The sequence below is a fragment of the Bradyrhizobium campsiandrae genome (assembly GCF_014529705.1).
Taxonomy (GTDB): domain Bacteria; phylum Pseudomonadota; class Alphaproteobacteria; order Rhizobiales; family Xanthobacteraceae; genus Bradyrhizobium; species Bradyrhizobium campsiandrae.
Window position 1 is genome coordinate 1 of the sequence record NZ_JAANIH010000067.1, and the last position, 25,947, is coordinate 25,947.

23 protein-coding genes and 1 pseudogene are annotated in these 25,947 nt (G+C 64.0%); 11 read left to right on the forward strand and 13 right to left on the reverse strand.

Annotated elements, in window-relative coordinates; genetic code table 11:
- On the reverse strand, positions 1-767 hold a 767-nt coding region (locus G8O24_RS34290), incomplete at its 3' end, for a GGDEF domain-containing protein (protein WP_188106947.1).
- Between the two features lie 193 nt (positions 768-960).
- Here G8O24_RS34290 and leuS point away from each other — a divergent pair.
- Genes leuS through holA form a run of 3 tightly spaced genes read left to right on the forward strand, consistent with a single transcriptional unit; the run spans position 961 to position 5,199 of the window.
- The gene (gene leuS, locus G8O24_RS34295; RefSeq protein WP_188106948.1) at positions 961-3,612 is read left to right on the forward strand and encodes a leucine--tRNA ligase; all 2,652 of its coding nucleotides are present in this window, start codon (positions 961-963) and stop codon (positions 3,610-3,612) included.
- Complete coding sequence (lptE, locus tag G8O24_RS34300) at positions 3,599-4,150, forward strand: LPS assembly lipoprotein LptE (protein ID WP_188106949.1); 552 nt, start codon at positions 3,599-3,601, stop codon at positions 4,148-4,150. The genes leuS and lptE overlap by 14 nt, the downstream gene beginning before the upstream one ends.
- 20 nt (positions 4,151-4,170) lie before the next feature.
- Positions 4,171-5,199: a DNA polymerase III subunit delta gene (gene holA / locus G8O24_RS34305; protein ID WP_188106950.1), complete on the forward strand. Its 1,029-nt coding sequence runs from the start codon at positions 4,171-4,173 to the stop codon at positions 5,197-5,199.
- Positions 5,200-5,481: 282 nt separating this feature from the next.
- On the opposite strand, the gene G8O24_RS34310 is transcribed toward holA, so the two are convergent.
- The 7 genes from G8O24_RS34310 to hemJ all read right to left on the reverse strand — a co-directional run bounded on the left by G8O24_RS34310 (position 5,482) and on the right by hemJ (position 14,100).
- Positions 5,482-6,369, reverse strand: a complete 888-nt coding sequence (locus G8O24_RS34310) for a ParB/RepB/Spo0J family partition protein (protein WP_188106951.1) — start codon at positions 6,367-6,369, stop codon at positions 5,482-5,484.
- A 147-nt stretch (positions 6,370-6,516) separates the two neighbouring features.
- Positions 6,517-7,383 (reverse strand): ParA family protein, encoded by an 867-nt coding sequence (locus G8O24_RS34315; protein WP_188106952.1) that lies wholly within the window; start codon positions 7,381-7,383, stop codon positions 6,517-6,519.
- 30 nt (positions 7,384-7,413) lie between these two features.
- Positions 7,414-8,187 carry a 16S rRNA (guanine(527)-N(7))-methyltransferase RsmG gene (rsmG, locus tag G8O24_RS34320; RefSeq protein WP_376708074.1) on the reverse strand — a complete coding sequence of 258 codons (774 nt, stop codon included), beginning with the start codon at positions 8,185-8,187 and terminating at the stop codon, positions 7,414-7,416.
- A 9-nt stretch (positions 8,188-8,196) separates the two neighbouring features.
- The gene (gene mnmG, locus G8O24_RS34325) at positions 8,197-10,077 is read right to left on the reverse strand and encodes a tRNA uridine-5-carboxymethylaminomethyl(34) synthesis enzyme MnmG (protein ID WP_188106953.1); all 1,881 of its coding nucleotides are present in this window, start codon (positions 10,075-10,077) and stop codon (positions 8,197-8,199) included.
- A gap of 439 nt (positions 10,078-10,516) precedes the next feature.
- The gene (gene mnmE, locus G8O24_RS34330; protein ID WP_188106954.1) at positions 10,517-11,839 is read right to left on the reverse strand and encodes a tRNA uridine-5-carboxymethylaminomethyl(34) synthesis GTPase MnmE; all 1,323 of its coding nucleotides are present in this window, start codon (positions 11,837-11,839) and stop codon (positions 10,517-10,519) included.
- 311 nt (positions 11,840-12,150) lie between these two features.
- Positions 12,151-13,416 (reverse strand): transcription termination factor Rho, encoded by a 1,266-nt coding sequence (rho, locus tag G8O24_RS34335; protein ID WP_057751982.1) that lies wholly within the window; start codon positions 13,414-13,416, stop codon positions 12,151-12,153.
- A 249-nt stretch (positions 13,417-13,665) separates the two neighbouring features.
- Positions 13,666-14,100: a protoporphyrinogen oxidase HemJ gene (gene hemJ / locus G8O24_RS34340; protein WP_188106955.1), complete on the reverse strand. Its 435-nt coding sequence runs from the start codon at positions 14,098-14,100 to the stop codon at positions 13,666-13,668.
- A 460-nt stretch (positions 14,101-14,560) separates the two neighbouring features.
- On the opposite strand from hemJ, the gene G8O24_RS34345 reads away from it, so the two are divergent.
- The 4 genes and pseudogenes from G8O24_RS34345 to dnaQ all read left to right on the forward strand — a co-directional run.
- A complete protein-coding gene (locus G8O24_RS34345; RefSeq protein WP_188106956.1) occupies positions 14,561-15,406 on the forward strand; it encodes a pyruvate, water dikinase regulatory protein in 846 nt (281 codons plus the stop codon).
- A gap of 8 nt (positions 15,407-15,414) precedes the next feature.
- Positions 15,415-16,023 (forward strand): Maf family nucleotide pyrophosphatase, encoded by a 609-nt coding sequence (locus G8O24_RS34350; protein ID WP_188106957.1) that lies wholly within the window; start codon positions 15,415-15,417, stop codon positions 16,021-16,023.
- A gap of 35 nt (positions 16,024-16,058) precedes the next feature.
- Entirely contained in the window at positions 16,059-16,658 is a 600-nt protein-coding gene (gene coaE, locus G8O24_RS34355) for a dephospho-CoA kinase (RefSeq protein WP_188106958.1), read from the forward strand.
- A gap of 27 nt (positions 16,659-16,685) precedes the next feature.
- A pseudogene (dnaQ, locus tag G8O24_RS34360) lies at positions 16,686-17,405 on the forward strand (DNA polymerase III subunit epsilon); the annotation flags it as partial.
- A gap of 8 nt (positions 17,406-17,413) precedes the next feature.
- Here the strand turns inward: dnaQ and secB are convergent.
- Entirely contained in the window at positions 17,414-17,899 is a 486-nt protein-coding gene (gene secB / locus G8O24_RS34365; protein ID WP_188106960.1) for a protein-export chaperone SecB, read from the reverse strand.
- A gap of 423 nt (positions 17,900-18,322) precedes the next feature.
- Here secB and G8O24_RS34370 point away from each other — a divergent pair, with 423 nt between their 5' ends.
- The 3 genes from G8O24_RS34370 to G8O24_RS34380 are packed head-to-tail and all read left to right on the forward strand — an operon-like array spanning position 18,323 to position 21,094.
- Complete coding sequence (locus G8O24_RS34370; protein WP_188106989.1) at positions 18,323-19,027, forward strand: Tim44/TimA family putative adaptor protein; 705 nt, start codon at positions 18,323-18,325, stop codon at positions 19,025-19,027.
- Entirely contained in the window at positions 19,005-20,504 is a 1,500-nt protein-coding gene (mltA, locus tag G8O24_RS34375) for a murein transglycosylase A (RefSeq protein ID WP_188106961.1), read from the forward strand. Before G8O24_RS34370 ends, mltA begins: the two co-directional genes overlap by 23 nt.
- The gene (locus tag G8O24_RS34380) at positions 20,501-21,094 is read left to right on the forward strand and encodes a Smr/MutS family protein (RefSeq protein WP_188106962.1); all 594 of its coding nucleotides are present in this window, start codon (positions 20,501-20,503) and stop codon (positions 21,092-21,094) included. The genes mltA and G8O24_RS34380 overlap by 4 nt, the downstream gene beginning before the upstream one ends.
- 158 nt (positions 21,095-21,252) lie before the next feature.
- Here G8O24_RS34380 and G8O24_RS34385 read toward each other — a convergent pair whose 3' ends face one another.
- The 4 genes from G8O24_RS34385 to hslV form a co-directional block, all read right to left on the reverse strand.
- Positions 21,253-22,377: a hypothetical protein gene (locus tag G8O24_RS34385; protein ID WP_188106963.1), complete on the reverse strand. Its 1,125-nt coding sequence runs from the start codon at positions 22,375-22,377 to the stop codon at positions 21,253-21,255.
- 180 nt (positions 22,378-22,557) lie between these two features.
- Positions 22,558-23,862 carry an ATP-dependent protease ATPase subunit HslU gene (gene hslU, locus G8O24_RS34390; RefSeq protein WP_188106964.1) on the reverse strand — a complete coding sequence of 435 codons (1,305 nt, stop codon included), beginning with the start codon at positions 23,860-23,862 and terminating at the stop codon, positions 22,558-22,560.
- A gap of 52 nt (positions 23,863-23,914) precedes the next feature.
- Positions 23,915-24,523: a DUF2585 domain-containing protein gene (locus G8O24_RS34395; protein ID WP_188106965.1), complete on the reverse strand. Its 609-nt coding sequence runs from the start codon at positions 24,521-24,523 to the stop codon at positions 23,915-23,917.
- A gap of 3 nt (positions 24,524-24,526) precedes the next feature.
- Positions 24,527-25,087, reverse strand: coding sequence for an ATP-dependent protease subunit HslV (hslV, locus tag G8O24_RS34400; RefSeq protein WP_188106966.1), 561 nt, complete (start codon positions 25,085-25,087; stop codon positions 24,527-24,529).
- A 238-nt stretch (positions 25,088-25,325) separates the two neighbouring features.
- Here hslV and hisB point away from each other — a divergent pair, with 238 nt between their 5' ends.
- On the forward strand, positions 25,326-25,919 hold the full coding sequence (hisB, locus tag G8O24_RS34405; RefSeq protein ID WP_188106967.1) for an imidazoleglycerol-phosphate dehydratase HisB: 594 nt from the start codon (positions 25,326-25,328) through the stop codon (positions 25,917-25,919).
- Positions 25,920-25,947: the final 28 nt, after the last annotated feature.

Here is a 25,947-nt window from a genome sequence, read left to right on the forward strand (position 1 = left end):
TCGCCGCCGTAGCGGGCCGGCAGATCCTGCGCGCGAACCTTGTCGCGCAACACCTTGGCCATCAGGCGCAGCACCTGGTCGCCGACGCCGTGGCCGAAATTGTCGTTGAAGGTCTTGAAGTGGTCGATGTCGAGCAGCAGCACGCTAAGCGGCTCGCCCCAGTCCGCCGTGGTCTGCGCCTTGCGCAGGAATTCGTCCAGCGCCCGCCGGTTGGCAAGGCCCGTCAGCGTGTCGGTCCGGGCCCGCTCTTCGGATTTGGACAGCGAATCTCTGATGACATCGAGCTCGCGGGTCTTTTCCGCAAAGCCCGCCTCGAGCCGTGTCGTCCGCGTCGCCGCCCGCGCCAGCTCGTTCATGAGCTGGGCCACCAGCGCCTTCGGATCGACGCCGGCCTGGCCCTGATCGGCCACCTCGCTGATCGCCTGCATCTGGGAGCGGTTGTCGGCGATCGCGGTGGCCAGAAACTCCCTCGCCGCAGCCATGAGGCCATGGAGCCGCTCGGAGGTGTCGACCATGACGGCGCTGACCTGGGGCGCGATATAGGTCTCGAACAGGTCCTGATTGGTCCTGGAGTCGAAGGGGCGGCTGTGGTCGATCAGGAGATCGATGGCATTGCGCAGATCGTCCTGGCCGCCCGCGTAATACTGGAACCAGATCGCGAAATTGGTCGGGGTCGGCGGAATCCGCTGTTCTTCCATGCTCCGCATCGCCCGTCCGGCGATGGACGCGGCATAGTCGTAATCGGGATCGTCGAAAATGGATTCCATCGGCTGGCGCGGGTGCTGTTGGCGGCCAACCTCGCACCGACCCCTTAATCCGATCCCAACGACGGCCTCAGTAGTTATGCGGGGAGCGGATCGACGGGTTCCTATGTTGCGGCAACCCATTGACCCCCCGAGGACTTCTATGGCCTAGTCCGGCCTCTTCAGGCCGCCGAAACCACGAAAACGCAACGATTCCATGACCTCCGAACGCTATAACGCCCGCGACGCCGAACCGCGCTGGCAACGCATCTGGGACGAACAGGCGATCTTCGTCTCGAAGAACGACGATTCGCGGCCGAAATACTATGTGCTCGAGATGTTCCCCTACCCGTCCGGGCGCATCCATATCGGCCATGTCCGCAATTACACGCTCGGCGACGTGCTGGCCCGCTTCATGCGCGCCAAGGGCTACAACGTGCTGCACCCGATGGGCTGGGACGCCTTCGGCCTGCCGGCCGAGAACGCCGCCATCGAGCGCAAGGTCGCGCCCAAGGCTTGGACCTACGACAACATCGCGGCGATGAAGAAGCAGCTCCGCTCGATCGGGCTGTCGCTGGACTGGTCCCGCGAATTCGCGACCTGCGACCCCAGCTATTACAAGCATCAGCAGAAGATGTTCTTGGACATGCTCGCCGCCGGTCTTGCCGAGCGCGAGAAGCGCAAGCTCAACTGGGATCCGGTCGACATGACCGTGCTCGCCAACGAGCAGGTGATCGACGGCCGCGGCTGGCGCTCGGGCGCCATTGTCGAACAACGCGAAATGAGCCAGTGGGTCTTCAAGATTACGAAGTACGCGCAGGAGCTGCTGTCGGCCCTGGATCACCTCGACCGCTGGCCCGACAAAGTGCGACTGATGCAGCGCAACTGGATCGGCCGCTCCGAGGGCCTGTTGATCCGCTTCGCGCTGGATCCGGCGACGACGCCCGCCGGCGAGAACGAACTGAGGATCTTCACGACGCGCCCGGACACGCTGTTCGGCGCGAAATTCATGGCGATCTCGGCGGATCATCCTCTGGCGCAGGCAGCGGCCGCGAAGAACCCTGGGCTTGCGGAGTTCATCTCCGACATCAAGAAGATCGGCACCGCGCAGTCGATCATCGACACCGCCGAGAAGCAGGGCTTTGACACCGGCATCAAGGCTGTCCATCCGTTCGATCCGAACTGGAAGCTGCCGGTCTATGTCGCCAATTTCGTGCTGATGGAATACGGCACGGGCGCCATCTTCGGCTGCCCCGCGCATGACCAGCGCGACCTCGACTTCGTCAACAAATACGGCCTCGGCAATACGCCAGTGGTGTGCCCCGAGGGCCAGGATCCCAAGACGTTCGTCATCACCGACACCGCCTATGACGGTGACGGCCGCATGATCAATTCGCGCTTCCTCGACGGCATGACCATCGAGCAGGCGAAGGAAGAGGTTGCAAAGCGCCTCGAGAGCGAGCTGCGCGGCAACGCGCCGGTCGCCGAACGCCAGGTCAATTTCCGCCTGCGCGACTGGGGCATTTCGCGCCAGCGCTATTGGGGCTGCCCGATTCCGGTCATCCACTGTCCGACATGCGACGTGGTGCCGGTGCCCGACGACCAGCTGCCGGTGGTGCTGCCGGAAGACGTCAGCTTCGACAAGCCGGGCAACGCGCTCGACCATCACCCGACCTGGAAGCACGTCACTTGCCCCAAGTGCGGCGGCAAGGCGAGCCGCGAAACCGACACCATGGACACCTTCGTGGATTCGTCCTGGTATTTCGCGCGCTTCACCGATCCCTGGAATGAGACAGCGCCGACCACGCCCGATGTCGCCAACCGGATGCTGCCGGTCGACCAATATATCGGCGGCGTCGAGCACGCGATCCTGCATCTGCTCTACAGCCGCTTCTTCACCCGCGCGATGAAGGCGACCGGGCACATCGCGCTGGACGAGCCGTTCGCCGGCATGTTCACGCAAGGAATGGTGGTGCACGAGACCTACCAGACGGCCGATGGCGCCTGGGTGCAGCCGGCCGAGGTGAAGATCGAGGTCGGCGGCAATGGCCGCCGCGCGACGCTGCTCTCCACCGGCGAAGACGTCACGATCGGCGCGATCGAGAAGATGTCGAAGTCGAAGAAGAACACGGTCGATCCCGACGACATCATCGCGACCTATGGCGCCGATGTCGCCCGCTGGTTCATGCTCTCGGACTCCCCGCCCGACCGCGACGTGATCTGGAGCGACGAGCGCGTCCAGGGCGCCTCGCGCTTCGTGCAGCGGCTGTGGCGGCTGGTGAATGACGCCGCGGAACTCGGCAAGAATGCCCCCGCGGCCCGGCCGGCCTCGTTCGGCGACGACGCGACGGCCTTGCGCAAGGCCGCCCACGGCGCGCTCGACAAGGTCACATCAGGCGTCGAGCGGCTGCACTTTAACGTCTGCCTCGCCCATATCCGCGAATTCACGAATTCGTTCTCGGAGGTGTTGCAGCGTCCGGGCCAGCCCGCCCCTGACCTCGCTCCAGATTTGGCTTGGGCGGTCCGGGAGGCCAGCCAGATCCTGGTCCAGCTGTTCTCGCCGATGATGCCGCATTTGGCCGAGGAGTGCTGGCAAGTCTTGTTTCAAAACGGTCTGGGCCAGCCCGGGCTGGTTTCCGAGGCCAGTTGGCCGCAAATCGAACGCGATTTGCTGGTTGAAGACAGTGTGACCCTGGTGGTCCAGGTCAACGGCAAGAAGCGCGGCGAGGTCACGGTTGCAACAGCGGCCCAGAATCCGGAAATCGAGGCTGCCGCTTTGGCCCTCGATGCTGTAAAACTCGCCCTGGATGGCAAGCCCGTCCGCAAGGTGATCATCGTCCCCAAGAGGATCGTGAATGTTGTCGGCTAGGATCCGTATCGCAGCCCGCCTGCTCGCGGTTGCCGCCTTGGCGGCGCTGACGGCCGGCTGCTTCCAGCCGATGTATGCCGAGCATACCGACGGCACCCCCGGCTTGCGTGAGAAGCTGATGGGTGTCGAGCTGCCGCCGATCGACAAGCCGAACGCCTCGCGCGAGGCCCGGGTCGGGGTCGAGGTCCGCAATGCCCTGGCATTCAAGCTCTACGGCTCGGCGACGGGCATGCCGCCAACCCACCGCCTGGTGATCCGCTTCACCAGCAGCAAATCGTCGCTGATCCTCGATCCCGCCACCGGCCTGCCGAACACCGAGAATTATGGCATCGACTGCCAGTACAATCTGGTCGACGTTGCGACCGGCAAGTCGGTGATGACCGGCACCACGTTCTCGCGCGTATCCTACGACCTGCCCGGCTCCTACCAGCGCTTTGCCCGCAACCGCGCGCTGCGTGACGCCGAGGATCGTGCCGCCAATGAGATCGCCGAGAACATCAACACAAGGCTCGCCGCGTTCTTCACCGCGGGCACCTGACAAGCTTCCGTCTAGACCCGATGGTCGCGCTGCGCGGAAAAGAGATCGACGCCTTCCTCGCCCGCCCCGATGCGGGCCGTCCCATCATCCTGCTCTATGGTCCCGATGCCGGCCTCGTGCGCGAGCGCGCCGATGCGCTGATGGCCTCCGCGGTCGACGACCCCAACGACCCCTTCTCGCTGGTCAAGCTCGACGGCGACGAGCTCTCCGCCGAGCCGTCACGCCTGGTCGACGAAGCCATGACGGTGCCGCTGTTCGGCGGTCGCCGCGCCGTTCGCATTCGCGCCGGTTCGCGCAACTTCGCTGCCGGCGTCGACACCTTGGCCGAGATGAGCGTGAAGGATTGCCGCATCGTGATCGAGGCCGGCGAGCTGCGCCCGGAATCGCCGCTGCGCAAGGTCTGCGAAAAGGCCAAGACCGCCGTGGCGATCAGCTGCTATCCCGACACCGAGCGCGATCTGGCGAAGCTGATGGAGGACGAGCTCCGCATCGCCAATTTGCGCATCGCGCCGGATGCCCGCGCCGCGCTGATGTCGTTCCTCGGCGGCGACCGCCAGGCCTCGCGCAACGAGCTGCGCAAGCTCACGCTCTATGCGCATGGCCGCGGCGAGATCACCCTGGATGACGTGATGTCCGTCGTCGCGGACGCGTCCGAGCTGAAACTCGATCCGATCGTCGACGGTGCCTTCGCCGGCCGGCCCGACATCGTCGAGACCGAATTCGCCAAGGCCATGATCGCCGGCACCTATCCCGGCGTGATCATCTCGGCGGCGCAACGCCAGGCCGCGTGGCTGCACAAATCGGCGCTCGCCATCGCCGACGGCACGCCGGCTTCCGCCGTGCTCGACAGCGGGTATCCGCGCCTGCATTTCTCGCGAAAGCCCATGGTCGAAACCGCGCTGCGCAATTTCAGCGCGGCACGGCTCACCGCGGTCATCGAGCAGCTCGCGACCGCCGCGCTCGACAGCCGCAAGCAATCCACCCTCGCCGCCGCCATCGCCCAGCGCACGCTGATGGCAATCGCCGTGAACGCACGGCGGAGGGGTTAAGGCCTCCACGTCATTGCGAGGAGCACTTGCGACGAAGCAATCCAGAATTGAGCCGCGGAAAGATTCTGGATTGCTTCGCTCCGCTCGCAATGACGATGTGGAGAGAGCTGCGCTCGCAACGACGAAGCGAAGCGTCAAATCCGTCATCCTGAGGTGCTCGTTCTGCGCCCTTTCGCAGAACGAGCCTCGAAGGATGAACGGCCCCGATGCAGCCGGGCCGTCACCCTTCGAGGGCCGCCGAAGAAGCGGCCACCTCAGGGTGACGGGGAGAACGTCGGCAGCCTACAGCGCCCCCTTCGCGAGCCGCTTCATGACCTCGTCGAGCTGGTCGAGGTTGCGGTAGTTGATCTGGACGGAGCCGCCGGGATCGCGGTGGTTGACGGTGACCTTGAGACCGAGCGCATCGCTGACGCGTTTCTCGAGATCAATCGTATCAGGGTCCTTTTCCTTACCGCCCGTGGCGCGGGCCTTTTGCGGCTTGCGCTCCGGCACGCCCTCTTCATGGGCGAGCGCCTCGGTCTGGCGGACGTTGAGGCCCTCGGCGACGATGCGCTTGGCGGCCGCAAGCGGATCGGGCACGCCGATCAGCGCGCGGGCGTGACCGGCGGTCAGCTCACCGGTCGCGATCAAGCCCTGCACCTCGGCCGGCAGCTTGGTCAGCCGCATCATGTTGGCGACGTGGCTGCGGCTCTTGCCGACGACCTTTGCGATATCGTCCTGGCTGCGTTTGAACTCATTGGCGAGCGCGTGATAGCCCTGCGCCTCTTCCATCGGGTTGAGATCTTCACGCTGCACGTTCTCGACGATCGCGAATTCGAGCGCATCGCTGTCGCTGATGTCGACCGGCACGATCGGCACTTCGTGCAGGCCCGCCATCTGCGAGGCGCGCCAGCGCCGTTCGCCGGCGATGATCTCATAGCGATCCTGCGCGCCCTTCACGGGGCGCACCACGATCGGCTGGATCACGCCGTGCTGCTTGATCGACTCCGAGAGCTCCTTGAGCTCGGTGTCGGAAAAGGTGCGGCGCGGATTGCGCGGATTGGCCTTGATGAATTCGATCGGCACCTTGCGCTGCGCACGCGGACGGTCGACGTGCTGGGCCTCGCCGCCGACGTCACCGATCAGACTTGCAAGACCCCGGCCCAGTCGCGAACGCGCTTCGTCGGCCATCGCCAGCTCCCTTGGATTCACGCTGCAGCACTCCAGAACTGAATTGTCGTAGGGTGGGCAAAGCGAAGCGTGCCCACCGATTGTTTGTTTGGAAGATGGTGGGCACGGCGAAGACGCCTTTGCCCACCCTACGGCGCTACGTCCATATCAATGCGTGACGCGCAGCTCGCGCTCGCGCTGGATCACCTCTGTGGCGAGCCGCAAATAGGCTTCGCTGCCGACGCATTTGAGATCATAGACCAGCACCGGCTTGCCGTAGGACGGCGCCTCCGAGATGCGCACGTTGCGCGGGATCATGGTCTTGTAGACCTTCTCGCCCATGAACTGGCGGACGTCGGCGACGACCTGGTTCGACAGGTTGTTGCGCGAGTCAAACATGGTCAGCACGATGCCGTGGATCGACAGGTTCGGGTTCAGCGTCGAGCGCACCTGCTCCACCGTCTGCAGCAATTGCGACAGACCTTCGAGCGCGAAGAACTCGCATTGCAGCGGCACCAGGATCGCGTCCGACGCGGCCATCGCATTCACCGTGAGCAGGTTGAGCGAGGGCGGGCAGTCGATCAGCACATAGGTGTAGTCGGCTTCGGGCGAGACGTTGTTGTTCAGCGCACCGATCGCGTCGCGCAGCTTGAAGGCGCGGCCTTGCGTGGTGCCGAGCTCGAGCTCGAGGCCGGAGAGATCCATCGTCGAGGGAGCAATGTGCAGCCGCGGCACGGCCGTCGAGACCACGGCCTCGCGCAGGCTGGATTCGCCGATCAGCACGTCATAGGTCGAGCAGGAGCGGTTACGCCGATCGATGCCGAGGCCGGTCGAGGCATTGCCCTGGGGATCGAGATCGACGATCAGGACACGCTCGCCGATCGCGGCAAGTGCCGTGCCGAGGTTGATTGCTGTGGTTGTTTTTCCCACGCCGCCCTTTTGATTCGCCAGCGCCAGGATGCGCGGGTGGCCATGCGGCACGGCTCCAGCTTCATCTTGAGTCTGCTCTTGCTGCGGCTCGTCAATTACGGTCATCGAAATTCCCCAACTCAACCCCTGAACGCATCACCCGCGGCGTTCAACCGAAGTCAGCTCGACGATCCAGCCGTCACCCGTCCGGCTTCGGTGGAGCTGCGGCTGAATATTCCAATATTTAGCGGCTTCGGTCAATTCAGCCTCTACATCTTGACCCTTTGGAAACAACGCCTGTGCGCCCTGGCGCATCAGCGGCTCCGCAAAGCCGATGAGTTGATGTAGCGGAGCCAGCGCACGCGCGGTGACGCAATCGACGGAGCCGGTGATTCTATCCACATTATCCCCGATCTCAGCGAGATGTACGACTCCCGGAGATGTTGTGACGCGAACAGCTTCACGCAAAAACGCGGCCTTCTTGGCGATTCGCTCGACGAGATGAACGCTCGCCCCTGGCGTCCCAGCCATGGCGCAAGCCAGGACCACGCCGGGAAAGCCACCGCCACTGCCGAGATCGGCCCAGCGCCTGGCCGTGGGCGCGAGATCGACCAGCTGAAGCGAGTCGGCGATGTGCCGAGTCCAGAGCTGAGGCAGGGTCGAGGGCGCGACCAGATTGGTCTTGGCCTGCCACTCCCGGAGCAGTGCGATGTAGCGATCGAGGCGGATTTCCGTTTCATGTGAAATGGGCGCCAGCTTCAGCGCTGCACGCTTGTCGGCAGCGATGAGGGAGTCGAGTGCCTGATCGTTGGCGCTGGCCTTATCGAACTTTGGTTTGGCTGGCGCCGGGTCCGGTCGATGACGAGCGCCCTCGTCCGCTCCAGGTCGTCGCGATAGCGGTCTGTCCCCGCCCGATCCGCGCTGTTTCACGTGAAACGCCTATGCGATTGCTTTGGACGACTTTCGGGACTCGCGCCGCAGATAGGCCGCGAGGATGCCGAGTGCCGCCGGTGTCATGCCGTCAATCCGACCGGCCTGGCCGACGGTGAACGGGCGGGCCTTCTCCAGCTTGGCCCGGACCTCATTGGAGAGACCGGGGACTTGGCTGTAGTCGACCTCCGACAGCACCATCCCCTCATCGCGCCTGAAGGCTTCGACGTCGGCACTCTGGCGCTCCAGATAGACATCGTATTTGGCGTCGATCTCGAGATGGGTGGCGATGACGGGATCAACGACCGCCAGCTCCGGCCAGATCGCGCGGACTTGGGCCCAGCCAATCTCGGGGTAGGCCATCAGCTCGAAGGCCGACCGGCGCTGACCATCCCGGTTCAGGGACAGGCCATGCTTGATCGCCTCGTTCGGCGTAATCGTGAGCGACTTCGAGAGCGTCCGGGCAGCATTCAGGGCGTCCATCTTGGCGCGATGATGCTGCGTCCGGGCGCTGCCGACGCAGCCCAGCGCGATCCCCTTCTCGGTCAGGCGCTGATCGGCATTGTCCGCCCGCAGGGTGAGCCGGTACTCGGCCCTGGAGGTGAACATCCGATAGGGCTCGGCGATGCCGCGGGTGACCAGGTCGTCGATCATGACGCCGAGATAGCCGTCGGCGCGGTCGAACACCGTTAGCGCCGCACCGCTGGCAGAGAGGGCCGCATTGAGGCCCGCCACGATGCCCTGCCCGGCGGCTTCCTCATATCCCGTCGTGCCATTGATCTGTCCGGCCAGGAAGAGACCGCGCAGACGCTTGGTCTGCAGGGTCGGATCGAGCTCGCGGGGATCGATGTGGTCGTATTCGATGGCATAGCCCGGCCGGACCATCTTGACCCGCGCGAGGCCCGGGATGCTGGCGAGGATCGCGAGCTGAACCTCCTCGGGCAGCGAGGTCGAGATGCCGTTGGGATAGACAGTCGTATCGTCCAGGCCTTCCGGCTCCAGGAAAATCTGATGGCCATCGCGGTCGCCGAAGCGGACGATCTTGTCCTCGATCGACGGGCAATAGCGCGGTCCGGAGCTCTTGATCTGGCCGGAGTACATCGGGGAGCGATGGACGTTGGCCCGGATCACATCATGGGTGGCTGATGTGGTGCGGGTGATCCCGCATTGGATCTGGGGGGTCGTGATCCGCTCGGTCATCACCGAAAACGGCTCCGGGGGCTCGTCTCCCGGCTGCATCTCGACCGCCGACCAGTCGATGGTGGAGCCGTCCAGACGCGGCGGCGTGCCGGTCTTGAGGCGCCCCAGGGTGAAGCCGGCGCGCTCGAACGACGCCGAAAGCCCCATCGCCGGCGCTTCGCCGACCCGTCCGGCGGGCCAATTCTTCTCGCCGAGATGGATCAGACCACGCAGGAAGGTTCCGGTGGTGACGACCACGGCCCCTGCTCGAAGCTCTCGCCCATCGGCCAGGCGCAGTCCCGTGACCCGGCCATCGACCACGATCAGTTCGTCGGCTTCGCCTTCGATGACGGAAAGCCTCTCGGTCTGCTGGATCGCAGCCTGCATGGCGGCGGCATAGAGCTTCCGATCCGCCTGGGCCCGAGGACCGCGGACGGCGGGCCCCTTGCGGCGGTTGAGAACGCGAAACTGGATGCCGCCGGCATCGCCGACCCGCCCCATCAAACCATCAAGGGCATCGACTTCGCGCACCAGATGACCCTTGCCGAGACCGCCGATGGCGGGATTGCAGGACATCGCGCCGACCGTGGAGAAACGGTGCGTCACCAGAGCCGTCACTGCCCCCATCCGGGCAGACGCAGCCGCGGCCTCACAGCCGGCATGACCGCCGCCGATGACGATGACGTCGAAACTCTCTCGCTCTGCTCGCATGCGCGGACTTCTAGCTCAGTGGCTGAAAAGCCAAAAGGGGAAACTGAGTGAGGAGGGTGTTTCACGTGAAACGGGATCGTCAGCGGACGATGACGCGTCGCGAAAACAACCCATGCACAGTAGAAGATGCGACTGTTTCACATGGAACAGACGAACTTGGCGCCGGCGTCAACAGGGAGAGCGAGCGCTTGTTCCACGCTCCGTCATTGCGGGCGAAGCGAAGCAATCCAGACTGCCTCGACAGCGATAGCCTGGATCGCTTCGTCGCAAGGGCTCCTCGCGATGACGGGAGAGGATGTGGGTCCGAGCGGCAGCTGCAATCCACGGCGAGCGCGCCGTGGATCTTGTTTCACGTGAAACAAAGCTAAGCCGTGGACCCGCGTTTCACGTGAAACACAAGAAGCGGAACAAGCTCTAGTTCTAGATTGAAGAACTAGCGCTACTTTCCAATACAGAATTTCTGGAAGATGGCTCCAAGGACGTCCTCGACGTCGACCCGGCCAAGCAGCCGGCCCAGGGCATAGGCGGCCGCACGCAGCTCTTCGGCGGCCAATTCCTCGCCCTCTTCTACAAGCTCCAGACTCCGGCGCAAGCTGTCCGCCGCCCGGCTCAACAAATCCCGTTGGCGGGTCCTTGTCACCAATCCGCCCTCGCTTCCTCCGAAGAACTCAGCCGCGAATGTCACGAGTGCATCGACCAGCTCCGGAATGCCATCGCCCCGGCGCGCCGAGATTCTAAACTCGCCGCTGGGACGAGCTGCGGACTCGCCGAGGTCGATCTTGTTACGCACGGTCCAGACCGAGCCGCCCGACGTCATCGTGTCCGGATCGGCGGGCCGTTCTCCGTCCACCAGCCACAACACGAGGTCAGCGTCTTCGGCGCGCGCCCGCGCCCGGCGCACGCCCTCCTGCTCGACCGGATCATCGGTCTCACGGATGCCGGCCGTGTCGATGACGGTGACGGGATAGCCGTCGAGGTCGAGCTGCACCTCGATGACGTCGCGCGTGGTGCCGGCATGCGGCGAGACAATCGCGACCTCGCGGCGGGCGAGCTGATTCATCAGCGTCGACTTGCCGACATTCGGCTCGCCGGCGATCGCAACCACGAGCCCCTCGCGCAGGCGTTCCGAATGTCCCTGTGCCGCAAGCACTTCTCTGATCTCGTCGTGCAGCGTCCTGATCGCCTTCACTGCCGGCGCCTGCAATTCCGCAGGCACATCGCCTTCATCTGAAAAATCGATGCCGGCTTCGATCAGCGCCGAGGCCTCGATGATGCGCTCGCGCCAGTCTCGCGCGCGATTACCGAGCAGGCCCTGCAGCTGGCGCAGCGCCTGCCGGCGTTGACGGTCGGTGTCGGCGTGGATGAGATCGTCGAGGCCCTCGGCTTCGGTGAGGTCGAGCTTGCCGTTCTCGAAGGCGCGGCGGGTGAACTCGCCCGGCTCGGCCGCGCGCGTATTCGGAATATCGGAAATAACGGCGAGCAGCGCCGCCAGCACGGCGCGTCCGCCATGGGCGTGAAATTCGGCGACGTCCTCGCCGGTCGCGCTGCCCGGCGCGGGAAACCACAGCACGACCGCGTCGTCGATCGGCTGGCCGGCCTGATCATGGAGCAGCCGGCGGCTCGCCTGTCGCGGTGCCGGCAACCGGCCCGCCAGGGCCGTCAGGACCCGGCTGGCCTGCGGGCCCGACACGCGCACAATGGCGATCGCGCTCGGCGGACGGCCGGACGACAGCGCAAAGATGGTCTGGTCTCGCGGGTGCATGGCCTATTTGTCCGGCTGGCAGAGAAAAGGCAAACGGCCCGTTCCTGATCGGCTCTCGTCCGGTATTTGCTGCGGTCTGGCCTGCAGCAAAAATCTTATTGCGACGCAACAAGGCCATGGTGCTTGCCGCAAAAGTCCGGCCTCCAAGTCGGGCGGCTCGGGAAAGATAAGGAATTATACAAGTTTATCAGAAGGATAAAGGAACACCGAGCAGTACCTCCATATTCCCTCATGCTGCGCTTTTGCTGCAGCAAAGCCGCACAACGGAAAAGGGCGCCCGAAGGCGCCCTCAAAACCTTGCTGCACTGCAATCAAGTGTTCATGGAGTCGAAGAACTCCGAATTGCTCTTGGTCGAGCGCAGCTTGTCGAGCAGGAAATCGATCGCGTCCATGGTCCCCATCGGATTGAGGATGCGGCGGAGCACGTACATCTTCTTGAGCACCTGCGGATCGGTGATGAGCTCCTCCTTGCGGGTGCCGGAGCGCGAGATGTCGATCGCCGGGAAGGTGCGCTTGTCCGAGACCTTACGGTCCAGGATCAGCTCCGAGTTACCGGTGCCCTTGAACTCTTCGAAGATGACTTCGTCCATGCGGCTGCCGGTATCGACCAGCGCGGTCGCGATGATAGTCAGCGAGCCGCCCTCCTCGATGTTACGGGCGGCACCGAAGAAGCGCTTCGGGCGCTGCAGTGCGTTGGCGTCGACGCCGCCGGTCAGCACCTTGCCTGATGACGGCACCACCGTGTTGTAGGCACGGCCAAGGCGGGTGATCGAATCGAGCAGGATGACGACGTCACGGCCGTGCTCGACCAGGCGCTTGGCCTTCTCGATCACCATCTCGGCGACCTGGACGTGACGCACCGCCGGCTCGTCGAAGGTCGACGACACTACCTCGCCCTTCACCGAGCGCTGCATGTCCGTGACTTCTTCCGGGCGCTCGTCGATCAGCAGCACGATCAGATAGCAATCGGGATGATTGGCCGTGATCGAATGCGCGATGTTCTGCATCAGCACGGTCTTGCCCGTGCGCGGCGGCGCGACGATCAGCGCGCGCTGGCCCTTGCCGATCGGCGCGACGATGTCGATGACGCGCGCGGACAGGTCTTTCCGCGTCGGATCGTCGATTTCCATGCGGAAACGCTGGTTCGGAAACAGCGGCGTGAGGTTGTCGAAATTGACCTTGTGCTTGGCCTTTTCCGGATCCTCGAAATTGAGCGTGTTGACCTTCAGCAGCGCGAAATAGCGCTCGCCCTCTTTCGGGCTGCGGATGTGGCCTTCGATGGTGTCGCCGGTGCGCAGGCCGAAACGGCGGATCTGCGAGGGCGAGACGTAGATGTCATCAGGGCCCGGCAGATAATTCGCATCGGGCGAGCGGAGGAAGCCGAAGCCGTCGGAGAGCACTTCGACGACGCCCTGGCCGACAATGTCGGTCTCGGCCAGCGCGAGCTGCTTGAGGATGGCAAACAGCAGCTCCTGCTTGCGCATGGTGCTGGCGTTCTCGACCCCATTCTCCTCCGCGAACGAGACGAGCTCGGCCGGCGTTTTGGACTTGAGGTCTTCGAGTTTGATTTCCCGCATTGGGGTGGTCCTGTGAGGTAACCTTGGGAGGGGGGTGCGAGGAGGCTCTGAAATGCGGACGTGAGAAGGTAAAGTCCGCAGGTCTGGCAAGGTTAAGTGCCCGTGGGGCTTCAAACCTGATGCGGTGTCCGGCCTCTGAAAAGCTCAGACACAACCACATCCGCCTGCGTTGGGTGGGATATCGCCAATATAGAAAATCGCTTGTCACTCCGCAAGCCGAAGCGCTGAGCGATCATTCACGATTGTTGCCTAGAACGGCTTCACGATCACCATGATGACGATGATGATCATCAGGACGGTCGGCACCTCGTTGATACCACGGAAGAATTTCTGGCTGTGCGGGCGCTGGTCGGCCGCGAAATCCCTGACCCAGCGGGAAAAAAAACCGTGGACCGCGGACATCGCCAGCACCATTGCCAGTTTGACGTGCAGCCAGCCGAAGGTGAACCAATGGCCGGCCCAGGCAAGGTAAAGCCCGGCGATCCAGGTCGCGCCCATCGCCGGATTGATGATCGCCTTGAGCAGGCGGCGTTCCATCACCTTGAAGGTTTCGGACTGTTTCGAGCCGATTTCGGCCTCGCAGTGATAAACGAACAGCCGGGGCAAATAGAGCATTCCGGCCATCCAGGAGATGACCGCGATCACATGCAGCGCCTTGATCCAGAGATAGACGTCTTCAAACATGTCCGGCGTCCGATTTTGCGCCCAGCCATCAGGCGGTCTGGGGATAGTAAGAACTCGTTAAGGTCTCGCCTGCACACATATCTGTCCGTAGCGCCTTCCTCAAATCTAGAATCTTAGATTCTTAAAGGTTTGAGTCTGAATGACGGTGGATTGGACTCATGCAATGACGTCCGCTGCTTCGCGTGCGCTTGTTCACATCGCCCAACATCTTCCTGCTGGTTCCAGCCTGCCCGGATAAATCATCCGTGCTCAAAGGCTTGCGCGTTTTCATCCGCAGCTTATCAAAGGGGTTGTCCGCGCTATCCCGCATTGGGCTGGCCGGGCCGCCGGACTTGTCCTGACGGGCAGCGGTGTGAAGAAAATCGGCACTTATCCCGCCCCTGGTGTCGCGCATCCCTTTCCGAGGGGTTAAGCTCCACAGAAATCCACAAACCACACCGTCCCCATACAAAGAGTTTTTGTGCCGACCTCGAACAATTATTTCCATCTGCACCTCGTCTCCGACTCCACCGGCGAGACCCTGATCACGGTCGCGCGCGCCGTTGCCGCGCAATACGCCAACGTCACGCCGGTCGAGCATGTCTATCCGCTGGTGCGCAGCCAGAAGCAGCTCGACCGCGTGCTCGACGAGATCGAGGAGGCGCCCGGCATCGTGCTGTTCACGCTGCTGGAGAAGGACCTGGTCTCCAGGCTCGAGGACAAGTGCAAGGCGATCAATGTTCCGAGCCTCTCGATCATCGGCCCGGTCATGCAATTGTTCGAAGCCTATCTTGGCGCAGCGACCACCGGCCGCGTCGGCGCCCAGCACGTGCTCAACGCCGAATATTTCAAGCGTATCGACGCGCTGAACTACACGATGATCCACGATGATGGTCAGCATGTCGAAGGGCTCGAGGAGGCCGATGTCGTCCTGGTCGGGGTATCCCGCACCTCGAAAACGCCGACGTCGATCTATCTCGCCAATCGCGGCATCCGCACCGCCAACGTGCCGCTGGTTCCCGGCATTCCCGTGCCGGCGCAGTTGGAGACGCTGACGCGGCCGCTGGTGGTGAGTCTGCATGCGACGCCGGAACGGCTGATCCAGATCCGCCAGAACCGCCTGCTCTCGATGGGCGCGGAATCCGGATCCGGCAGCGACACCTATACCGACAAGCAGTCGGTCACCGAGGAGGTCGCGTTCGCGCGCAAGCTCAGCGCCAAGCACGATTGGCCGCTGCTCGACGTCACCCGGCGCTCGATCGAGGAAACCGCCGCCGCGATCATGAAGCTCTACAGCGACCGCCAGCGCAACCGGCCGTCGGAATAGTCTTCGAAATGGCTCTGTGGCGCGTCACATCTCCGTTGATCCTGGCCTCGCAAAGCAGCGCGCGAAAGATGCTGCTGGCAAACGCCGGGCTCGAATTCGTGGCGATGACGGCCGATATCGACGAGCGCGGCATCCAGGCCGCGTCGAAGCTTTCAAATCCGCGCGAGATCGGACTGTTGCTGGCGCGCGAGAAGGCGAAGGCGGTTTCTGCCCATCGTCCGGCAAGCTATGTGATCGGCGCCGACCAGACGCTGGCATTGGGTGAGCGTCTCTTCAACAAGCCCGCCGGCCGCGCACAGGCCTTGGCGCAGCTGCGCGATCTCGCTGGCCGCACCCACGAACTGAATTCCGCCGTTGCCGTGGCGCATGACGGCAGAATCGTCTTCGAGCATGTCTCGATCGCCCGCATGACGATGCGGCAGATGTCCGAAGCCGAGCTTTCGGCCTATCTCGACGCCGCCGGCGATGCCGTCACCACCAGCGTCGGCGCCTATCAGCTCGAGGGCCTCGGCATCCATCTGTTCGAGCGCATCGAGGGCGATCATTTCACCATTCTCGGCCTGCCGCTGCTGCCGCTGCTTGCGTTCCTGCGGCGTGAACGGCTCATTGCGGTGTGACTAAGAGGGGTTTTTGCAGGGATGGTTTTGCGCTGATGCGGATCCTCGGACTGACCGGCTCCATCGGGATGGGCAAATCCACCACTGCGAAGCTGTTCGCGGAGGCCGGCGTGCCTGTCTACGACGCCGATGCCGCCGTCCATCAGCTCTATGAAGGCGAGGCGGTGCCGGCGATCGAGGCCGCCTTCCCCGGCACCACCGTGAACGGCAAGGTCGATCGGCCGAAACTCTCCGCGCGCGTGGTGCATGATGCCGCCGCGATCAAGCAGCTCGAGCAGATCGTCCATCCGATGCTCGGCGCCTCCCGGCAGAAATTCTTTGCGGAGGCGGAAGCCGCCAAGGCGCCGGTCGTCGTGCTTGACATCCCGCTGCTGTTCGAGACCGGCGGCGAGAAGCGGGTCGATGCGGTGGTCGTGGTCTCGACCTCGCCGGAGCTTCAGCGCGAACGCGTGCTGGCGCGGGGAACCATGGACGAAGCCAAGCTCAACGCCATCATCGCCAAGCAGACGCCCGACGCCGAAAAGCGCCAGCGGGCCGATTTCGTGGTGGATACGTCACATGGACTTGAGCCGGTGCGCGCCCAAATCGCGCACATCCTGGCCGAGGTCGTTAAGATGCCGCAGCGGCGAGCCTGATTCGCCGCTCCGAAGCGGCGTCTCAAAACCATGCGCGAAATCGTTCTCGACACCGAAACCACCGGCCTCGATCCGCTCCGCGGCGATCGCCTGGTCGAGATCGGCTGCGTCGAGATATTCAATCGCATGCCGACGGGCCAGACCTATCACGTCTACATCAACCCCGAGCGGGACATGCCGGCGGAGGCCTTTGCCGTGCACGGGCTGTCGGCCGAATTTCTCTCGACCAAGCCGCTGTTCCACGAGATCGTCGACGAGTTCTTGGACTTCATCGGCGATGCGCCGCTGGTGATCCACAACGCCTCGTTCGACATCAGCTTCATCAATGCCGAGCTCGACCGGATCAAGCGCCCCGCGATTCCACGCGAGCGGCTGGTCGATACGTTGCTGCTGGCGAGGCGCAAGCATCCCGGCGTGTCGAACCGGCTCGACGACCTCTGCTCGCGCTATTCGATCGACAATTCACACCGCACCAAGCACGGCGCGCTGCTCGATTCCGAATTGCTGGCAGAGGTCTATGTCGACCTGGTCGGGGCGCGGCAGTCGCAGCTGCTGCTGGCGTCGGACGCCCAGGAGATTCGCGTCAATGCCGCCGGCGATGCGCCGCGGCGGCAGCGCCTTGTGCCGCTGGCGCCGCGGGTGACGGACGCCGAGCGCGAGGCCCATCGCGCCTTCATCGCAACGATGGGCGACAAGGCGATCTGGAACGAGTACCTGCCCGCTCCAGCCGCCTCGGCAGCCGAGTAGCTTGCCGCTCAGGCCTGACCGGCCGGCTGCTGAGCGGCCATCTGCCGCTCCATGTTCTGGCGATAGAGGCCGACGAAATCGACCGGATCCAGCATCAGCGGCGGGAAGCCGCCGTCGCGCACGGCGGTCGCGATGATCTCGCGGGCGAACGGGAACAACAGGCGCGGGCATTCGATCATGACCAGCGGATGCAGGTTCTCCTTCGGCACATTGGCGATGCGGAACACGCCGGCATAGGCGAGCTCGAACGAGAACATCAGCTTGCCCGCGGTCTCGGCCTTGCCCTCGACCGACAGCGTCACCTCGAACTCGGTTTCGCTGAGATTGTTGGCGCCGACATTGATCTGGATGTTGATCTGGGGCGGCTGGCTCTGCTGCTGCAGCGAGCTCGGCGCGTTCGGATTTTCGAACGACAGATCCTTGGTGTATTGCGCCAGCACGTTGAGCTGGGGAGCCTGGGCCGCGTCGGGAGGGGTGCCGTTACCGTTGGTCATGAAAAGTGTCTCCTTACCCGATTGGGGCTGAATTTCGCGGCGGTTGGCTAACATAGGGCCGCCTCGGTCCACAAGGACGAACGGCTCCGGAGGGTCGGTCCGGGCCTCCCCCGCAACTGTGACGTTTGACCGGCCCCGGAGGCGAAATCGCACGTTAAACGCTTGAAGATGCGCGATTTCCGCCCAGGATCGGGTTTCCCCTTAAGCATAAAACGCGCTACACTTGACACTGTGCCAAAAGGCGCCATTGGCCGGGCTCATTTTCGTGCCTACATCCCGCAGACGAGACACGCGGGCCAAAAATGGTGATGTCATCTTGCCGTTCCGGTATGGAACGGTCTACTGGCCGGATTGATTTTCCCGGCAGCGACCCCAAAGAGGCTTGGCCCCAAGATTTGGGTGAAGACCAGAAAGCGACACGACGTGGACATCTACACCATCATCTTCCTTGCGCTGGCGGTCTTTATCTTCCTGCGCCTGCGTAGCGTGCTGGGGCAGCGGACCGGCAACGAGCGGCCGCCGTTCGACCGCACCGCTCGCAATGCGCTCGGGGGTGCCCCGGACAAGAACGTCGTGACCATGCCGGGCAAGGTGATCGACCAGCCGCCGCTGGCTCCGACCGCCGAGCCGGCCCCGCCGTCCGACCGCTGGAAGGGTCTGACCGAGCCCGGCACCGCGTTGGCCCAGGGTCTCGATGCCATCGTCGACAAGGATTCCACCTTCGATCCGCGCCACTTCCTGTCAGGCGCCCGCGGCGCCTATGAAATGATCGTGCTGGCCTTTGCCAACGGCGATCGCCGCTCGCTGCGCGACCTCTTGTCCTCCGATGTCTATGAGAGCTTCGACGCCGCCATCAGGGAGCGCGAGAAGAACGAGCAGAAGACCGAGACCCGCTTCGTCTCGATCGACAAGGCCGAGCTTGTTGGCGCCGAGCTGCGCGACCGTACGGCGCAGCTCACCGTGCGCTTCGTCTCGCAGATGATCTCGGTCACCCGCGACAAGGCCGGCAACATCGTCGACGGCAACGCCGACAAGGTCGCCGACATCACCGACATCTGGACTTTCGCCCGCGACACCACCTCTCGCGATCCGAACTGGAAGCTGGTTGGCACCGGAAGCGCGAATTAAGAGTTTCCTGAAGCACGGCGCGACGGCACTTTGCGCGGGCCTCGTCGTGCTGGCTTCGTTTTCGCTTGGCGCCGAGGCCGCCCGGCGCCACTACCGCAGCCACCACCATCACCTTCCCGACACCGCGGCGATGCCGCGGCGCGCGCTGCCCTATCCGCAGCTGCCGCTGCCGTTCGAGATTCCCGGCGCGCAATATCTGCCGCTGGCATGGGCCGACGTGAAGGGCTGGAGCGAGGACGATCATCTCGCCGCGTACAAGACCTTCCGCGCCAGCTGCCGCTCGATCAACGCGCAGACCGGCGCGCCTGAGCCCAAAGCGCTGGGCGGCGCGTTGAGCGAGCCCTGCCGCGCCGCCAAGTCGCTGGAGCCGACCGACGACGCCGGCGCAAGGGCCTTCTTCGAGGCGAATTTTTCGCCGCTGCGGATCTCGCGCCTCGGCGAGCCCGACGGTTTTGTCACCGGCTATTACGAGCCTGTGCTCGAGGGATCGCGGACGCAGACCGATGTCTATAACGTTCCGGTCTATCGCCGCCCGTCGAACCTGTTCGTGCGCGGCTTCAATCAGGCCTCCGTCAGCCTGCCCAACAAGGGGCCGGTCTATCGCAAGATCGGCCGCCGCAAGCTGGTGCCATATTACGACCGTGGCGAGATCGAGGATGGCAAGATCGCCGGCCGTGGGCTGGAGATCGCGTGGCTGAAGGACCCGACCGATTTGCTGTTCGCGCAGATCCAGGGCTCGGCGCGCATCAAGTTCGACGACGGCTCGACCGTCAGGCTCAATTACGATTCCTACAACGGCTATCCCTATACGGCGGTCGGGCGCGTCCTGATCGAACGCGGCATCATTCCGAAGGAAGAGATGTCGATGCAGAAGATCAGGGAATGGATGGCGCAAAACCCCGACGGCGCCAAGGAGCTGCGGCGGCAGAACCGCTCCTACATCTTCTTCCACGAGGTCAATCTGTCCGACAAGGACGAGGCGGTCGGCGCCCAGGGCATCCCGCTCACCGCCGGCCGTTCGATCGCGGTCGACAAATCGCTTCACGTCTACGGCACGCCGTTCTTCATCGAGGGCGAGCTGCCGATCGAGTCCGATCGCGCCAAGACGCCGTTCCATCGCCTGATGATCGCGCAGGACACCGGCTCCGCCATCATCGGGCCTGCCCGCGCTGATCTCTATTTCGGTGCGGGGCTTGAAGCCGGCCGCGTCTCGGGCCGGCTGCGCCATCCCATGCATTTCGTGATGCTGGTGCCGAAGAGCCTTGATCCCGCACCGCGCGCCGCGCGGCTGCCGGTGCCGGATCCGCGGCCGTCGGAGAAGATCGCAAAGCTGTTTCCGCAGACCGATCCTGCCAAGGATGCAAGGAACGAGACCGTTGCCATCGCAGGCCCGGTGCCGTTGCCGGCGCCGCGTCCTGTGATAGAGCCTGTTCGCGAACCGCGCCGGCACATGAAAACCCGTTCCCACCAGCAATGAAGCGATCGTCCCGTCCGCCCGTGCTGGATCCGCCGCGTCCTTCGCCGCGCCGTCGTGGCTTGAGCGAAGAAGACCGCGAGCTGTGGGACCTCGTAGCGAAACAGGTCAAGCCGCTGCGGAAGCATCGCGCGCCGAAGCTGCATGCGGCGCCGCGTGCCGAGCCTTCGGTCGCGGCCACAGTTGCGAAGCCGACGCTATCGCCGCGGCCCCTGGCTGCGGCCCCGGCCTCGCGTCCCTCCAAGCCGGCGATGCCGCCGCTGGCCCCGCTTGGCAAGCGCGAGCGCACAAAGCTGTCGCGCGGCCGCAGCGAGATCGACGCACGGCTTGACCTGCACGGCATGACCCAGATGCGCGCGCACCGCGCCCTCACCGGCTTCCTCCAGCGTGCCCACCACGACGGCCTGACCTTCGTTCTCGTCATCACCGGCAAGGGCCGCAGCGGCGGCGAAAGCGGCGTGCTCCGCCGCCAGGTGCCGGAATGGCTGAGCCTGCCGGAATTCCGCGCCTTCGTCGTCGGCTTCGAGGAAGCTGCTATCGGCCATGGCGGCGAGGGCGCGCTGTACGTGCGGATCCGGCGGGCGAGGTATTAGTGGCTCTACACCTCTCCCGCTTGCGGGAGAGGTCGCGCCGAAGGCGCGGGTGAGGGTTCTCTCCTCTTGGGGAATCCCTTTGCGGAAAAAGCCCTCTCCCCAACCCTCTCCCGCAAGCGGGAGAGGGGGCGCACTGCCTGTGCGGCTACTCAGAATTCCTAAAACGGCCGGACGATTCCGACTCGCGGGATCAAGGTGATGATGAGGCCGAAGATGTTGGTCTTCCGATCCTGTTCCGGAATCAGCGTGGTCTCCCGCTTCGCCGGCAACATTTTCACCGCATGCAGGATCAGGACCATGCAGACCGCCCAGTTCGAGACCCAGCGCGAATAGTCGAACACCATCGCGAACATCACGAGATAGAACAGGCTGACGCCGATCAATGCCGCGATCATGAGGCGTCGATGCGTCGCGTTGGCGAGCGCATCGATCAGGTTGGCGAAGAAACGCCACAGCGGCGTGTGCAGCCAGATCAGCAGGGCAAAGACGGGAATGCCGAGGCTGTTATGCGGCAGGCGGCCCCAGGTGTCCGCAATCTCCTTCGAAAGCGGCTGGTACCAGATGTAGGCGAATTGCAAGAGATCGGTGCGCGCGGGATCGGCCATCCGTGTCTTCAAATAGGCGACGAAATCCGCTTCCGGAATCGGCATCGTTCCCAGGAATTGCGCGGCGAAGAACAGCGCGGAGACCACAACCAAAGCGATGACGCCGAAGGCGACGTTGCTGCGATTGCAGCCGTAGACGAGATAGTGCCTGGTGACGACGATGGTGATGATCGTCGGCACATACATCAAGAGATGAATGTGGTGGATCAGCACGAGGATGATCGCAAACAGCGCCGCCGTCGCCACGAACAGCAACGAGGCGGCCGGCATCAGCAGGAGGACGATCGAAAGCGCGCAGCCATAGATGTCGAAATGGCCGAGCGTGTGCATGAAGTTTTTGAAAAAGAACGGCGAGCCCGCGATGAACACGAACAGCGGCAGCGTCCGCGCCGTGAAGCCGAACGTCTTCTGGAACAGTCTTGCGTAAAGCCCCAAAGTCACCAGCCAGGTCACGCCGGCAATCGCGAACACCAGCCAGACCGGCACCTTCTCGGTGAACACAGCAACGAGCGCGCCGACCAGCGCGCGCTTGATGAAGCCGAAATGGTAGTCGACGACGAGGTGGATATAGGGGACGTAAGGCGGCAGCTTCACCTTATGAATGAAGACGCCGACGATAACCGCGGCGTTGATCGCGAGCAGCAGCCGCCAGGGGTTTTGCAGAATGTTAGCGGGCATGTGCCACTCGGCGCGCACAAACCTCCGCCGTCATCCCGGCGAAGGCCGGGATCCATAACCACGAATGTTTGCACTGAGGCAATGCTGGGGCCGCTATCTTTTCCGACAAGAGCCATTTGTGGCTATGGGTCCCGGCCTTCGCCGGGACGACGGTGTCATAGATAGCGGACCAAGCCAAAATTACAAAATGAACCGGCTCAGATCCGCGTTCTTGGCAAGATCGCCGACGTGCTTCTGCACGAAATCGGCGTCGACCTGAACGGTCTCGCCGCTGCGGTCGGGGGCGGTGAAGGAGATCTCGTCCAGCACCCGCTCCATCACGGTCTGCAGCCGCCGCGCGCCGATGTTCTCGACGGTGGAGTTGACCGCGACCGCGACGTCGGCGAGTGCGTCGATCGCGCTGTCGGTGATGTCGAGCGTGACGCCCTCGGTCTGCATCAGCGCGACATATTGCTTGATCAGCGAGGCCTCGGGCTCGGTCAGGATGCGGCGCATGTCGTCGCGGGTCAGCGCCTGCAATTCGACCCGGATCGGCAGCCGCCCCTGCAATTCCGGCAACAGGTCGGACGGCTTTGCGACGTGGAAGGCGCCCGAGGCAATGAACAGGATGTGGTCGGTCTTCACAGCGCCGTGCTTGGTCGAGACCGTGGTGCCTTCGATCAGCGGCAACAGGTCGCGCTGCACGCCCTCGCGCGAGACGTCGGCGCCGGCGCGGCCTTCGCGGGCGCAGATCTTGTCGATCTCGTCGAGGAAGACGATGCCGTTGTTCTCGACCGCGCTGATCGCCTCCAGCGTCAGCTGGTCGGTGTCCAAGAGCTTGTCGGATTCCTCGTTGACGAGGATCTCGTGCGAGCCTTCCACCGTCAGCCGCCGCGTCTTGCTGCGGCCGCCGAGCTTGCCGAAGATGTCGCCGATCGAGATCGCGCCCATCTGGGCGCCCGGCATGCCCGGGATCTCGAACATCGGCATGCCGCCGCTGGAGGACTGCGTCTCGATCTCGATTTCCTTGTCGTTCAGTTCGCCGGCGCGCAGCTTCTTGCGGAAGGATTCGCGCGTCGCCGAAGAGGCATTGGCACCGACCAGCGCATCGAGCACGCGCTCCTCGGCGGCGAGCTGGGCCCGCGCCTGCACGTCCTTGCGCTTGCGCTCGCGCACCTGGGCGATGGCGACCTCGACGAGATCGCGCACGATCTGCTCGACGTCGCGGCCGACATAGCCGACCTCGGTGAATTTGGTCGCCTCGACCTTCAGGAACGGCGCGTTCGCCAGTTTTGCCAGGCGCCGCGCGATCTCGGTTTTGCCGACGCCGGTGGGGCCGATCATCAGGATGTTCTTCGGCAGCACCTCTTCGCGCAAGGAGCCGGTGAGCTGCTGCCGGCGCCAGCGGTTGCGCAGTGCGATCGAGACGGCGCGCTTGGCGTCGCCCTGGCCGACGATGAAACGGTCGAGTTCGGAAACGATTTCGCGGGGGGAGAAGTCTGTCATGGCACCTTAGCTAGGATTGGAAGCCGGCGGCGACAAGCCGCTTTTTGGGGCATCAAAGGATCGGCGGGCCGGATTGCCACTGCTTCACGGCCTCGATCGGATGGATGAGCATCAGGATGTTGAGCGTCAGATTGTCCCGGATGTGCAGCGCCAGCATGATCTCGAAGGCAAGCCCGAGCGCGACGGTTGCGGAAATTGGCAGCACGCGCGCGGCGAGGAACCCCAGCACCATGAATAGTGTGTCCGAGACCGAATTGACGATGCTGTCGCCGTAATAATCCAGCGAGATCGTGCCGGCGCGGTAGCGCTCGATGATCACAGGTGAATTCTCGACGATCTCCCAGGCGCCCTCGATCAGCATCGCGACGATCAGCCGCGCCGGCCACATAAGCCGCCGCGAGAGCAACAGCCACGTCAATCCGTAGAACAGGAAGCCGTGCAGCACGTGCGAAAAGCTGTACCAGTCGGCGATGTGCTGGGAGTTCTCCGAGCTGTTCACGACGCCGTGCCACAGCTTGACATAGCCGCAGGTGCAGATCGGCACCCGTCCCATCGCAAACAGGATCGAGGCCTGCAGCGCCAGCAAGAGCAGCGCAATGCCGACCCAGGCAAGCAGCGCCATTGCGGTTTGGGGCCGGCGGGCGCCGTGGGCAGAACTCATCCCTCAGCCGGCCGTCAGCGCTTCGATGGTGATGTTGCGGTTGGTGTAGACGCAGATGTCGGCGGCGATGTCGAGGGAGCGGCGGACGATGGTCTCGGCGTCCTTGTCGGTGTCGACAAGGGCACGAGCAGCGGCCAGCGCGTAATTGCCGCCGGAGCCGATCGCCATGACGCCGGCCTCGGGCTCGAGCACGTCGCCGGTGCCTGTGAGCACCAGGGAGACATCCTTGTCGGCCACGATCATCATGGCCTCCAGCCGGCGGAGGTAGCGGTCGGTGCGCCAGTCCTTGGCGAGCTCGACGGCGGCGCGGGTCAGCTGCCCCGGATATTGCTCCAGCTTGCTCTCCAGCCGCTCGAACAGCGTGAAGGCGTCGGCGGTGGCGCCGGCGAAGCCGCCGATCACGTCGCCCTTGCCGAGCCTGCGGACCTTTTTGGCGTTGGACTTGATCACGGTCTGGCCGATCGAGACCTGGCCGTCGCCGCCGACCACCACCTTGCCGCCCTTGCGGACCGTGAGAATCGTGGTGCCGTGCCAGACCGGCGAGCTGTTCTGGGAATCCTGCATGAATGACCCTCGTTGTCCGGGCTGATTTAGGCGGTCAGAGCTGAGGGCACAACGGGCCGTTCCGGGCCGAATTCGCTCACCATAGGCAGAAGTAGAGCCCCCGCCAGCCGTTCCCGCAGTAGCGAAGGCGTCATTTGGCTGTTAAGAGACTGGCGTTTTCGGACCCGAGCATGATCCGGAAAAGTGGGTCCCGGTTTTCCGGGTCAGATTCATGCTCAAAAAGAAGCGAAAGCCTTCAATGCGCACCGCGACGATCAAGCGCAAGACCAAGGAAACCGACATCGAGGTCTCCGTGAACCTCGATGGCTCCGGCGTGGCCAATATCGCGACCGGCATCGGCTTTTTCGACCATATGCTCGATCTCCTCGCCCGCCATTCCCGCATCGACCTCACGGTCAAGGCGGTGGGCGATCTGCACATTGATTATCACCATACCACCGAAGACACCGGCATCGCACTCGGCCAGGCGGTCAAGCAGGCGCTTGGCAACATGGCGGGCATCACCCGCTATGCCGGCGTCCACATGCCGATGGACGAGACGCTGACGCGCGTGGTCATCGACATCTCGGGGCGCCCGTTCCTGGTGTTCAAGGCCGAATTTCCGCGCCACAAGATCGGCGAGTTCGACACCGAGCTGGTGCGCGAGTGGTTCCAGGCCTTCGCCATCAACGCCGGCGTGACTCTCCACGTCGAGACCCTATATGGCGATAACAGCCACCATATCGCCGAGTCCTGCTTCAAGGGTCTGGCACGGGCGCTGCGGACGGCGGTTGCGATCGATCCGAAGGCTGCGGGCGAAATTCCGTCCACCAAGGGGTCGCTCGGCGGCTGACATTTGTCGTCTCGGCGGCGACACATCG